Genomic DNA, 11,942 nt, shown 5'->3' on the forward strand with positions numbered 1-11,942 from the left:
GCCACGACGGGCTTATTCAAGGGGTTGGGATGATCGAGGCATCACCATAGCCACGCGCAATCGCCGCGTCACGTGCGCGCTGCGCGCTCGTGCGATCGGTGAACGGGCCCAATCGCACGCGCCACCATCCGCCACTGCCCTCGACGCGGGCACGCAAGCCACGCGCCAACGATCGGGCACGTTGTTCGTCACGCAGCGCCGCTATCTGGACGAGTAGCGTGCCACGCGAAGTGGCCGGCGGAGGTGGGAGGCGCGGTACCGTGGCGACCGGTTTCTCGAGGGCGGTCTTAGCGGTGACACGTGGAGGTGATGACACGGGTGCAGGCGACGACCGTGCGGGCGATCGGCCGCCAAGTGGCACGGCATCACCGGCCGGTAGCGGCGGCAGCGTGCGGCGCAGCGCCCGCAGCAAGCCGTCCGGTGCTGACAGTCGGGGTGCCGCACTACCGCCCGCCGCCAGGGCCGCGGCATCGGTCGCGTTCGCCTGAACGCTGCGGACGCGCACCGCGTCCATGTCTCCCCTCAACCCGAGCGCCTGCGCTGCACTCCGCGACAAGACGATCTCGTCGTCAGCGCCTTTCGCTATCCGGTTGGCGATCCGCACCAGAATGATCCGGCCGCTGTCGAGTGACGTCACCTCGGCGATCAAGCCGATCGGCAGGCGCGCGTGCGCGGCTGTGATGCCGTCACCCTCGCCGATGCTCGCGTAACCCACTGCATCATAGGCCGACGCTTCGCCGTCGCCGGCGGTCGCGCGCGGGCCGGTCGGTGCCCCCGCGTCAGGTGCCTGCGCCGCCAGCAGCAGCGGCAGCGCCAGCAGAAGATTAGCGCGCGATCTCATCGGCCAGCAGCCCCACCGACAGCGCGTAGAAGTTGGAGCAATTGTAATCCAGGATCACGCGGTAATTGCCGGTCAGCAGATATGCGGTTCGGCCTGCGCCATCGGGCTCGATCAGCACCGCCTGCACCGAGTCGCGCGGCCATTGGCCGTTCTGCGGCACGATGCCAGCCGCGCGCCACTCCGCCATCGTTCGCCACCCGCTGTGCCGCGCAAACACCCGCGGGCAGCGCGGCGACACCAGCCGGTTGGTCGCCGCGCTGCGATCGAAGCCGTCCGGCACACTCACCGCCACGCCCCACGGCTCTCCGGTGCGCCAGCCCGCCTGGGTGAAGTAATTGCCGATCGACGCCAGCGTGTCGGTCGCGCTGCGCCAGATATCGGCGAGCCCATCGCCGTCGGCGTCGCTCGCCAGCCGAAGATAGGCCGAAGGCAGGAATTGTGGATTGCCGGTCGCGCCGGCCCAACTGCCGACCAGGCGGCTGCGCGGCACGCCGCGATCGATCATCTTCAACGCGGCGATGAATTCGCCCGCGAACAGCGTACGGCGGCGGCCTTCATAGGCCAGCGTCGCGAGACTGCGCAGCAGGTCGAAGTCTCCGGTATAGCTGCCGTAATTGGTTTCGTGCCCCCAAATGGCGATCATGATCGGCGCGGGCACGCCCGTTTCCGCCTCGACCCGCGCCAGTCGTGCGCGCTGCTCCTGATAGGTCGTGCGGCCGCGCGAAATGCGCGCCGCATCGACGTGTCGCGTGCGATAGGGCGCGAACAGCGGCACCGCGGTGGTGTTATTCTGCTCCGGCTGCTGCCGGTCGAGTGCCACCACGCGCGGATTGAAGGTGAGCGTGGGCAGCACCGCGTCGACCGTCGCCGTCTTCACGCCCGCGGCGATCGCCTGCGCGCGCAGCGTGGCCAGATATGCTTGAAACCCGCTCTCGTCCTGCGCCGACGCGGGTTGACCGCTGACCAACAGACAGGCCGCAGCCATCACAACCGATCGCCAACCGGCGGCGAACATTCGCACAATACGCATGCGGGCGTTCTGGCATAGCGCACGCCACGCGAGAACCGCCAATCGTCGCCGGGCTTGCACGCGACACCGCAACCGTCCTAAGCGCCGCTGCGCACCACGGAGAGATGGCCGAGTGGTTTAAGGCAGCGGTCTTGAAAACCGCCGTGGGTTCACGCTCACCGTGGGTTCGAATCCCACTCTCTCCGCCAACATCCGAATCACGCGTGTCGCTCGATCAGGGCGGCAAAGGCGTCTTCGTTCAAGGGTGCGTGGAACTGGCAACCAGCGAGGTAATCGTCCGCCCAAATGATGTCGGCGGCGACCGGGCCGATCGTCGGCAGGTTGAGCCAGATCGTCTGACCCTTCTTCATCGCCGAGTAGGTTTGCAGTCGGCACCCGTGCAACGACAGGTCGACCACCTTGCACAAGGTGCGCCCGAGACCACCCTGCCCGCCGAGCCGCGCATCAAAGGAAACCGGCGCACGCGGGGAGCGGCGCCGGCCTTCCATTTGAGCTGGTTCGAAATCGGCCGCGAACATTGACATGCCAGGAATGCTAATTCACCATCCCTAACAGGCCGTTACTACGACCGGAGCCGCTTACTTGCGCAGCGTGAGACCACCGCCGAAACGCTTGTTGAAGCGCGCGACCTGGCCGCCCTGGTCGAGCATCTGGCCGCGACCGCCGGTCCATGCCGGGTGCGCCAGCGGATCGATCTCAAGCGTCATCGTGTCGCCTTCCTTGCCCCAAGTGGAGCGCGTCTCGTACACGGTGCCGTCGGTCATCTGCACCTTGATCATGTGATAGTCGGGGTGCGTTCCGGTCTTCATGGGTGTTCTCCGATAAACGGCTGGTTCCGACCAGCCTGGAAGCGCGCGCGGGTAACCCCCGCGCGCGACAAAGTCAAAGGATCGCGGCTCAACCCTGTTTGGGCGGATCGGCGATCATGGCGGTGAAGTTCGCCTGAGCCGCGACCTTTCCGTCGATCAGCGCGCGACCGGCGAACTTGCACACGCTGCTGCGCTTCTGCACGAACTCGACCTCGAGCCGCAGCAGCACGCCCGGCTCCACCGGCGCACGGAACTTCGCGTCGTCGATCGCCATAAAGTAGACGAGCTTGCCCGAACCTGCGAGGCCCAGGCTCTCGACCGCGAGCACGCCCGCCGCCTGTGCCAGTGCCTCGACGATCAGCACGCCCGGCATGATCGGGCGGCCTGGGAAATGCCCCTGAAAGAAGCCTTCGTTGATCGTCACTGCTTTGATTGCGGCGATCGACCGGTCGAGGATCAACTCCTCGACCCGGTCGACTAGCAGCATCGGATAGCGGTGCGGCAACGCCGCCATGATGCGCGTGATGTCGAGCGGGCCAATCGACCCGCCCGTCACCGCATTACCGTTCGCTTCGTCGCTCACCGGCCGGTCGGCGCCTTCCGGTTGCCGGTCGCAGGTGCCGCGGCTGCCGGCGCGGGGGCTGCGGCCGCACCGGCGGCCTGACCCGGCTGCCAATTGGCGGGCGGCGTCGTGGTGACGCTGGGCACCAGACGGTCGAGCTCGGCGGTGATCGCCGGCGTGATGTCGGCGGCAGGCTGCGTGAACAGCGTCGCCTGCGGCGACACCAGCAGGCTGACGTTCTTGGCGCGCACGACGTTCTGCACCGCGGTCGCGAGCTGGCGCTGAACCTGCTCGGCAGCGTAGGCGCGAGCGCGCTGCGCCGGCGCGGTCAGGCGCTGCAATTCGGCATTGCCGGCCTGCTCCTTGGCCTGGATCGCGCTCAGCTGCGGACGCAGCGATGCCTCGGTCGCGCCCGGCGCACGCGCCGCGGTCTGCGCGGCGGTGACGAGCGGCTGGAGCTCGGTCTGAATAGCGTTGCGGCGCGCGGTCGCCTGGTCGAGCTGGGTCTTATAGGTGGTCTGAATCTGCGTCACCGCGGTGGTGAAGGCGCGCGAGTTGGCGATCGCTGCCTCGGGGTCGGCGACGGCGACGCCGTTCACCTGCGCGCTGGCCGAACCGGCGACGATGATACCCGGCGTCGCGAGCGCGGCGGCGAGCAGGATAGTCTTGAAGGTCTTCATCAGAACTGCGTCCCTACGTTGAAGGTGATGAGTTTCGGATCGTCGCCCGGCTGCGTCAGCAACGCCTTGGCAAGGTCGATGCGCAGCGGCCCAAACGGTGAATTCCAGTTCACGCCGACGCCGACGGTCACGCGCGGCCGAGGCGAGTCGCCAAGGAACTGCTCGAGGAACGGGTTGGCGCGGAGCACGGGAGTATTGCCGACCACGCCGTTGCAGGTCCCGCCCGCCCCCGGAATGCCCGCGGCGCAGATCGTCGGCACGGTGCTGCCGTCCGCGAGCGTATAGGTATAGATCGGCTGGCCCGAGGCGTTGGTCAGCGGCAGCGGCTGCACCACCGTCTGTCCGTTGATAACGGTGGTCGGGAAGTTTGCCGTCAACGGCGGACGCTTGAGCCCGAACAGGCTGCCGACCTGCGCGTAGATCGAAGGGCGCAACCCGAGTTCACGCGCACCCGAGCCGAGCGGCAGTTCGAGTTCGAGCTTGGCGAGGTAATAAGCGCGACCGCCCAGCGCATCGTCGGTGATCTGGCTGCGATCGGTCTGCAGGATCTGCCGGCCGCTTGAGTCGAGCGTGTACGGCGTGCGCAGCACGCGCGGGCCGACGCCGCGGATGTCGAATCCGCGGAACTGCGGCATGCCGAGATAGAAGCGGTCGTTGATTCGGATACGATCGTTGCCGTCGGCGCGCGCGCCCTCCAGCGAATGGATATAGCCGCCCTCTGCGGTCAGCGACGCGACGAAGCCGCTGCCGAGCCCCTTGTACTTGGCGCCTTCAACCCGCGTGCGGATGTACTTCACGTCACCGCCCAGCCCGGCGAAATCCTGGCTGAACGACACGCGCTGCCCCGCGGTCGGGCGCAGGCGGCTGTTGAGGCTGTCGTAGATCAGCGAATAGCCGATGGACGAGGTGAAGCGATTGCCGAGCGCCGAGCAGAGATAGCTGCCCGCCTTCAACACGTCGCACTGCCCGTTGGTGAAGAACGTGCCCTCATCCAGCGTGACCTCGTCGTACGACAAGCCGTAGCGTCCGGCGAGCTGGAGATATTCGGTCAGCGGCACGCCGGCGCGGACTTGGAAACCGGTTGACACCTGACCATAGGTCGTGCGGCGATCGTTGCCGTTGAAGCCGAAAGAATTGTAGTCGCGCCGGAACACGTCGACGCCGACCGCGACGTTGCGGTCGAACAGATACGGCTCGGTGAAGCCGAGCTCGACCGACTTCGAGTAGCTCGAATAATTAACGCCCGCGCGCAGCTCCTGTCCGCGGCCGCGGAAATTGCGCTGCGTGATGTTCGCCTGGATGATGAAGCGCTCCAGGCTCGAGTAACCCGCGGAGAGCTGGAGCTCGCCGGTCGATTTCTCTTCCACGTTCGCGTTCAGCACGACCCGGTCGGGCGACGACCCCGCCTCCTGCTTGATCTCGAACTTGTCCTGGAAATAGCCGAGCGAGTTGATGCGATCCTGGCTGCGCTTGACCTGGAAGCTGTTGAACGCGTCGCCTTCGGCCAAGCGGACCTCACGCCGGATCACCTTGTCCTGCGTCTGCGTGTTGCCGGTGATCTCCACCCGCTCGACGTAGGTGCGCTGCGCCTGACCGATGTGGAAGTTGATCGACATCGTGAGCGCTTCACGATCGCGATTGAACTCGGGCGCGACGTCGGTGAAGGCGTAGCCGAACAGGCCGGTGGTCTGGCTGAGGTTTTCGACCGTGTCCTCGACCGCCTTGGCGTTGTACCAGTCGCCCGCCTTGATCGGCAGCGTCTTGGCGAGCTGCTTGCCGTCGAAGTCGCGGATGTCGCTGTCGACCGTCACGTCGCCGAACTTATACCGCGGGCCTTCCTCCACCACGTAGGTGATGATGAAGTCCTTCCGGTCCGGTGTCAGCTCGGCCACCGCCGAGGTCACGCGGAAGTCGGCATAGCCCTGAGTTAGGTAGAATTGCCGCAGCTTTTGCTGATCGTAGGCGAGACGATCCTGGTCGTACGACGTGTTGGACGACAACAGCCGGAAAAAGCGCGACTCCTTGGTCGCCATCTGCGCGCGCAGCTCGCCGTCGTCGAACTTCTCGTTGCCGAGAATGTTGATCTGACGGACCTTGGATTTCGGCCCTTCGCTGATCTCGAACACCACGTCGACGCGATTCTGGTCGAGGTTGACCATCTTCGGATCGACCGAAGCCGCGAAGCGACCCTGACGGCGATACAGCTCGACGATCCGAGCCACGTCGGCGCGCACCGCGGACCGCGTAAAGATCTGGCGCGGCTTGAGCCGAATCTCCTTGGTGATCTTGTCTTCCTTCAGGCGCTTGTTGCCCTCCAGGATGACGCGGTTGATGATCGGGTTCTCGCGCACGCGGATCACGATGTCGCCGGTCGATGCGCCGGAGATCGACACGTCGGCGAACAGGTCGCTCGCGTACAGGTCCTTGATCGCCTGATCGAGCGACTCGTTGGTATAAGCCTGACCCTGACGCAACTTGGTGTAGCTCAGCGCCGTTTCAGGTTCGATGCGCTGCGTACCCTCGACGCGCAACGTCTTGATCGTTCCGCCCTGCTGCGACGCGGCAGGCGCTGCCTCGGGTGCTGTCTGCGCGCTGGTTGCCGGCGCACGCGTCGCCTGCGCACCCGTTGCCTGCCTGGGCGTGGTCTGGGGCGTCCGCGCAGGGGCCGTCTGCGCGGCGGCCGCGACCGGCAGCCCCGCGAGGATGGTGCAGCACAGCAGCGCCGGCAGGGCGCGCGCCCGCGAAGTCGAAACGTTCAGAACCGTCACCATGTTACCTTCGAGTAAACCCGTTGCGCTCGCCAGGCTCGCGCCCGCCCTGCAACACCTGCGTCAGCCGATCAAGCCGGCGAGGTGCCGCCACAGTCCGAAGTTGCCGAGATCGTTGAACGTCACCAACATCATCAATGCCAGCACCGCCGCCAGTCCGCCGCGATACGCCCATTCCTGCGCTTCCGGACCGACCGGCTTCCGCCTGACCGCCTCGATCAGGTAGAACAACAAATGCCCCCCATCCAGCATCGGCACTGGCAGCAGGTTGATGAACCCCAGATTGATCGACACCAACGCCAGCAGAAAGACGAACGCGTCCGCACCCAGCGTGATCTGCTCGCCCGACACCTTCGCGATCGCGAGAGGCCCGCCCAGTTCCTTGACCGAACGGCGGCCGGTGACGATCTGCCCGATCGTCTCGACCATCATCTCCAGGATGTCGCCGGTGCGCCGCACCGCCACCACCGGTGCTTCCAACAGCCCGACGGAGCGCACGACCGGATCGGTCGGCGCGATGCCGAGCAAGCCGACCTTGTACTCGTTGCCGAAACGGTCGCGCTGTTCCTGCGTGCCGATCACCGCGTCGACGCTCTTCGGCTGCCCGGCGCGGACGTAATCAATCCGCACCCGCTCGCCCGCGCGGATCTTTACGAAGCGGACCATGTCCTCGAACGTGTCGACCTCGCGCCCGCCGAGCGCCTCGATCCGGTCGCCCGCTCGCAGCCCGGCCGTAGCCGCCGCTGTTCCGGGCATCGCTTGCCCGATCACCGCCGGAGTTCGCGCGTCGCCGTAGGCGAGCGCGAAACCTGCCAGGATCAGCAATGCCAGGAGAAAATTGACCGCCGGTCCCGCCGCGACGATGATCGCGCGCTGCCACACCGGCTTCGCCTGGAACGTGCGCGCGCGCTCTTCCGCCGGAAGCAGCAGCCAGTCGGGATCGCTTCGTCCCGCCGCGGTCATGTCGCCGGCGAACTTGACGTACCCGCCCAGCGGCAGCAGCGCGAGCTTCCACCGCGTGCCGCGCTTGTCGGTCCAGCCGGCGATCTCGCGCCCGAAGCCGATCGAGAACGCCTCGGCCTTTACGCCGAACCAGCGCCCGGCGAGATAATGGCCCAGTTCGTGGATAAAGACGAGCGGACCGATCACCAGCGCGAACGCCAGGATGGTCAGCAGCAGTCCCGGTGTCTGGATCAAGCGACGCAATCCTCTACGCGCTCGCCCGCGATACGTCGCGCCTCCGAGTCGATCGCGATCACCGCGTCGATCGTCTGCGGCGCCTCGGGAGCGTAGCGCTGCAAGGTATCTTCCACGATTGCGGCGATTTCAAGAAAACCGATCCGCTCGGCCAGGAACGCCGCGACCGCGACCTCGTTGGCAGCGTTTAGGATCGCCGGGCGCGCGCCACCTTCCTCCAGTGCCGCACGCGCGAGCGCCAGTGCGCGGAAGCGCACCGGGTCGGGCGCCTCGAAGTCGAGGCGGCCGAGCTTCACAAGGTCGAGCGGCTCCATCGGCGTCGCCATCCGGTCGGGCCAGGCGAGACAATGCGCGATCGGCACGCGCATGTCGCTCGGCCCCAGTTGCGCCAGCATCGAGCCGTCAACGTAATCGACCATCGAGTGGATCACCGACTGACGATGCACGACGATCTCGATCCGGTCGGCCGGAACCGGGAACAACCGCGCCGCCTCGATCAGTTCGAGGCCCTTGTTCATCATCGTCGCGCTGTCGACCGAGATCTTGGCGCCCATCGACCAATTGGGGTGTGCGACGGCCTGCGCGCGCGTCACCGCCGCCATCGTCTCCAGCGACGCGTCGCGGAACGGCCCGCCGCTCGCCGTCAGGATGATGCGGCGCACGCGCTCGGGTCGTGCGAAGTCGAAACATTGGTAGATCGCGTTGTGCTCGCTGTCTGCCGGCAGCAGCGTCGCGCCATGCGCGTTTGCGGCGGCGACGATCAGGTCACCGGCCGACACCAGCGGCTCCTTGTTGGCGAGCACCACGGTGCCGCCAGCGCGGATCGCCGCCATAGTAGGCTTCAACCCGGCGCAACCAACGATCGCGCCCATCGTCCAATCGGCGCCCGACGCCGCGGCATCGCACACCGCATCCATCCCGCCCGCCGCCTCGACCCCGCTGCCCGACAATGCGGTCCGCAGCTCGGGCAGGCACGATGCATCGGCGACGACCGCCAGTTCGGCACGCGTGCGGATCGCCGCGGCGGCGAGCCGCGTCACGTCGCAATTTGCGGTCAGCGCACGGACGCGAAAGCGTTCGGGCTCGCGCTCGACCAGATCGAGCGTCGAGGTGCCGACCGAGCCGGTCGCACCCAAGATGGTTACACTACGCATCAGAAAATCGTCGGCGCCACGATCAGCAGCGCTGCGAGCGGCGCGACCGGCACGAGGCCGTCGAGCCGGTCGAGCAACCCGCCATGGCCCGGCAGAATATTGCCCGAGTCCTTCACGCCCGCCCGCCGCTTCAACCAACTCTCGAACAGGTCGCCGCCCTGCGCGATCGCGCCTAATACCGGCGTCGCGACCAGCAGCCGCAACGACAGCGCGTAGCCGAGATGCAGCACCAGCGCGAACAGCGTCGCGGCAACGATCCCGCCGATCAGTCCGGCCCAGGTCTTGTTGGGACTGACCGTCGGCGCGAGCTTCGGCCCACCGATCGTGCGCCCGGCGAAGAAGGCGCCGATGTCGGTCATCCACACCAGCACCAGCGCCCAGATCGACAGCAGCAGTCCCGCATCCTGGTCGCGGATCAGCAGCAGCGACAGAACCGGCAACGCGCAGTAGATGGTGCCGCTCGCCAACCACGCGCGACGTGTGACGATTGCGACGAAGAAGAACGCGGCGGCGATCAGGCCGAGCGCGAGAAAGCTCGCGCCGGCGGCGATCGGTGCCAGGATCGCGAGCGGTACGGAGACGGCATATTGCGCCAACCGCTTCTCACGCGGCGGCGTCGCGGTCAGATCCGACCATTCGGCCATCATAAACAAGGCAATCACGACCATCAGCAGCCAGTAAGCAAAACCGCCGATCGCCAGCGCCAGCAGCGCCACGAACGCCATCACCGCGGCCGCCATCGTCCTGAGCGCGAGTTCGGACAATCGCGGACCCGTCACAGGTGCGGTCACAGACCACCGTAGCGGCGTTGGCGCTGGCCGAACGCCTCGACCGCGGCCGCCAGATCGCGCGCGCCAAAATCAGGCCACAGCGTGTCGACGAACAGCAGTTCGGCATAGGCTGCCTGCCACAAGAGGAAATTGGACAAGCGATGCTCACCCGAGGTGCGGATCATCAGGTCGAGCGGCGGCAGTTCGCGCGTCTCGAGCTCGCGCTCGATCGAGCCCATGTCGATCGCGGCCGGATCGAGCGTCCCATCCTTCGCGCGCGCCGCCAGCGCCTGCGCCGCGCGCACCAGTTCAGCCTGCGCGCCGTAGTTAAGCGCGATCGCCAGGATCGGGCCCGTGTTGCCCGCAGTGCGCGCCAGCGCGTCGTCGATCAGCTCGACCACATCGCCCGAGAAGCGCGTGTAATCGCCCAGTACGCGCAGCCGCACGTTCTCGCGCACCAGTTCGGCCAGATCGTTGCGGATGAAAAATTTGAGCAGCCCCATCAGGTCGCTCACTTCTTCCGCCGGACGCCGCCAATTCTCCGACGAGAAGGCATAGAGCGTCAGCGCCTCGATCCCCATCGCGCGCGCAGCGCGGGTGACCGCGCGCACCGCCTCGACTCCGGCCTTGTGCCCGGCCGCGCGCGGCAGCAGGCGCTTCTTCGCCCAGCGCCCGTTGCCGTCCATGATGATCGCGACGTGGCGCGGGATGGTCCCACCCGCCATGTCGGTCCTGACCGCAGTCGCCATCAGCATTCCCCCCTATGCCGACGTTGGCTCACTTGCCGAGGATTTCCTTTTCCTTCGCGGCCGAGACGCTGTCGATGTCCGCGGTGGTGGCGTCGGTCAGCTTCTGCACCTCGCCCTCCAACCGCTTGCGCTCGTCCTCGGAGAACACGCCCTTCTTCTCGTCGGTTTTCAGCGCGTCCATGCCGTCACGCCGCACGTTACGTACCGCGATCTTGGCCTTCTCCGAATATTGCCCGGCGAGCTTGGCGAGTTCCTTGCGACGCTCCTCGGTCAAGTCGGGGATCGGCAGGCGTAAATTCTGGCCGTCGTTGATCGGGTTGAGCCCGAGGCCCGCTGAACGGATCGCCTTCTCGACCGGTCCGACGTTGGTCTTGTCCCACACCTGTACCGAGATCATCCGCGGCTCGGGCACTGAAACGGTCGCGACCTGGTTGAGCGGCATCTTGGCGCCGTACACCTCGACCGTGACGGGATCGAGCAGCGAGGTCGACGCGCGACCGGTGCGCAAGCCGCCGAGATCGCCCCTGAGCGACTCGACTGCGCCGTTCATGCGGCGCTCGATATCGGCCTTGTCATACGCGGGCATGGCTTACTTCTCCGTGTGGGACTGAACGATCGTCGACACGCCCTCACCGTGCAGCACGGCGGCGAAATTGCCGTGCTCGCGGATGTTGAAGACGACGATCGGAATGTTGGAATCGCGGCACAAGGCGACCGCACTCGCGTCCATGACGCGCAGGTTCTTCGACAGCACCTCGTCGTAGCCGATCGTGTCGTAGCGCTTGGCGGTCGGCACCTGCTTGGGATCGGCATCGTAGATACCGTCGACGCTGGTGCCCTTGAACAGCGCGTCGCAGTTCATCTCGGCCGCACGTAGCGCCGCGCCGCTGTCGGTGGTGAAGAACGGCGAGCCGACGCCCGCGGCGAAGATCACGACGCGCCCCTTTTCCAGGTGACGCATCGCGCGACGCCGCACGAACGGCTCGCATACCGACTGCATCGGGATGGCGGACTGCACGCGCGTGTCGACGCCGATCTGCTCCAGCGCATTCTGTACGGCGAGCGCGTTCATGACGGTCGCGAGCATCCCCATATAGTCGCCGGTCGCGCGCTCCATCCCGCGCGCTGCGCCCGAGATGCCACGGAAGATGTTGCCGCCTCCCACGACGACGCACAGCTCGAATCCTTGCGCCTTCACGTCGGCGATCTCTTCGGCAACGCGCGAGGTGACGGTGGGATCGATTGCGAGACCGCCCTCCCCCATCAATACTTCGCCCGACAATTTCAGCAGGATACGGTTGTAGCGCGGTTTGGTCATCGATTCCGGATGTTCTGGGGAAAGGCTGGCGGACCTTAGAGGCGCGACCCGGCGCGGGCAACCC

Annotated in this window: 13 protein-coding genes and 1 tRNA gene; 1 reads left to right on the top strand and 13 read right to left on the bottom strand. The window is 66.7% G+C overall.

The features are described 5' to 3' along the window. Window positions 1-16: 16 nt before the first annotated feature. Together HRV97_RS04710 and HRV97_RS04715 are read right to left on the bottom strand one after the other, a co-directional pair. Window positions 17-841, bottom strand: coding sequence for an SPOR domain-containing protein (locus tag HRV97_RS04710; protein WP_174192467.1), 825 nt, complete (start codon window positions 839-841; stop codon window positions 17-19). Further along, window positions 825-1,826 carry a lytic murein transglycosylase gene (locus HRV97_RS04715; protein WP_246248510.1) on the bottom strand — a complete coding sequence of 334 codons (1,002 nt, stop codon included), beginning with the start codon at window positions 1,824-1,826 and terminating at the stop codon, window positions 825-827. The genes HRV97_RS04710 and HRV97_RS04715 overlap by 17 nt, the downstream gene beginning before the upstream one ends. A 143-nt stretch (window positions 1,827-1,969) precedes the next feature. Here HRV97_RS04715 and HRV97_RS04720 point away from each other — a divergent pair. After that, window positions 1,970-2,059: transfer RNA gene (locus tag HRV97_RS04720), tRNA-Ser, on the top strand. 9 nt (window positions 2,060-2,068) lie between these two features. On the opposite strand, the gene HRV97_RS04725 is transcribed toward HRV97_RS04720, so the two are convergent. From HRV97_RS04725 to pyrH, 11 genes are all read right to left on the bottom strand, one after another. Further along, the gene (locus tag HRV97_RS04725) at window positions 2,069-2,395 is read right to left on the bottom strand and encodes a PilZ domain-containing protein (protein WP_246248511.1); all 327 of its coding nucleotides are present in this window, start codon (window positions 2,393-2,395) and stop codon (window positions 2,069-2,071) included. Window positions 2,396-2,449: 54 nt separating this feature from the next. Next, window positions 2,450-2,680 carry a 50S ribosomal protein L31 gene (gene rpmE, locus HRV97_RS04730; RefSeq protein ID WP_019514824.1) on the bottom strand — a complete coding sequence of 77 codons (231 nt, stop codon included), beginning with the start codon at window positions 2,678-2,680 and terminating at the stop codon, window positions 2,450-2,452. Between the two features lie 88 nt (window positions 2,681-2,768). After that, window positions 2,769-3,263, bottom strand: a complete 495-nt coding sequence (gene fabZ, locus HRV97_RS04735) for a 3-hydroxyacyl-ACP dehydratase FabZ (RefSeq protein ID WP_343044429.1) — start codon at window positions 3,261-3,263, stop codon at window positions 2,769-2,771. After that, entirely contained in the window at window positions 3,260-3,922 is a 663-nt protein-coding gene (locus HRV97_RS04740; protein ID WP_174192468.1) for an OmpH family outer membrane protein, read from the bottom strand. Before HRV97_RS04740 ends, fabZ begins: the two co-directional genes overlap by 4 nt. Then, window positions 3,922-6,693, bottom strand: a complete 2,772-nt coding sequence (bamA, locus tag HRV97_RS04745; protein ID WP_174192469.1) for an outer membrane protein assembly factor BamA — start codon at window positions 6,691-6,693, stop codon at window positions 3,922-3,924. Before bamA ends, HRV97_RS04740 begins: the two co-directional genes overlap by 1 nt. 60 nt (window positions 6,694-6,753) lie before the next feature. Continuing rightward, on the bottom strand, window positions 6,754-7,887 hold the full coding sequence (gene rseP / locus HRV97_RS04750; protein ID WP_174192470.1) for an RIP metalloprotease RseP: 1,134 nt from the start codon (window positions 7,885-7,887) through the stop codon (window positions 6,754-6,756). Further along, window positions 7,884-9,041 carry a 1-deoxy-D-xylulose-5-phosphate reductoisomerase gene (locus HRV97_RS04755; RefSeq protein ID WP_174192471.1) on the bottom strand — a complete coding sequence of 386 codons (1,158 nt, stop codon included), beginning with the start codon at window positions 9,039-9,041 and terminating at the stop codon, window positions 7,884-7,886. Before HRV97_RS04755 ends, rseP begins: the two co-directional genes overlap by 4 nt. After that, the gene (locus HRV97_RS04760) at window positions 9,041-9,781 is read right to left on the bottom strand and encodes a phosphatidate cytidylyltransferase (RefSeq protein WP_174192767.1); all 741 of its coding nucleotides are present in this window, start codon (window positions 9,779-9,781) and stop codon (window positions 9,041-9,043) included. Before HRV97_RS04760 ends, HRV97_RS04755 begins: the two co-directional genes overlap by 1 nt. Before the next feature lie 47 nt (window positions 9,782-9,828). Continuing rightward, window positions 9,829-10,560, bottom strand: a complete 732-nt coding sequence (locus HRV97_RS04765; protein ID WP_174192472.1) for an isoprenyl transferase — start codon at window positions 10,558-10,560, stop codon at window positions 9,829-9,831. Between the two features lie 28 nt (window positions 10,561-10,588). Continuing rightward, window positions 10,589-11,146, bottom strand: a complete 558-nt coding sequence (gene frr / locus HRV97_RS04770; protein WP_174192473.1) for a ribosome recycling factor — start codon at window positions 11,144-11,146, stop codon at window positions 10,589-10,591. A 3-nt stretch (window positions 11,147-11,149) separates the two neighbouring features. Beyond that, window positions 11,150-11,878, bottom strand: a complete 729-nt coding sequence (pyrH, locus tag HRV97_RS04775) for a UMP kinase (protein WP_174192474.1) — start codon at window positions 11,876-11,878, stop codon at window positions 11,150-11,152. Window positions 11,879-11,942: the final 64 nt, after the last annotated feature.

This window comes from Sphingomonas hominis (assembly GCF_013328205.1).
GTDB lineage: Bacteria > Pseudomonadota > Alphaproteobacteria > Sphingomonadales > Sphingomonadaceae > Sphingomonas > Sphingomonas hominis.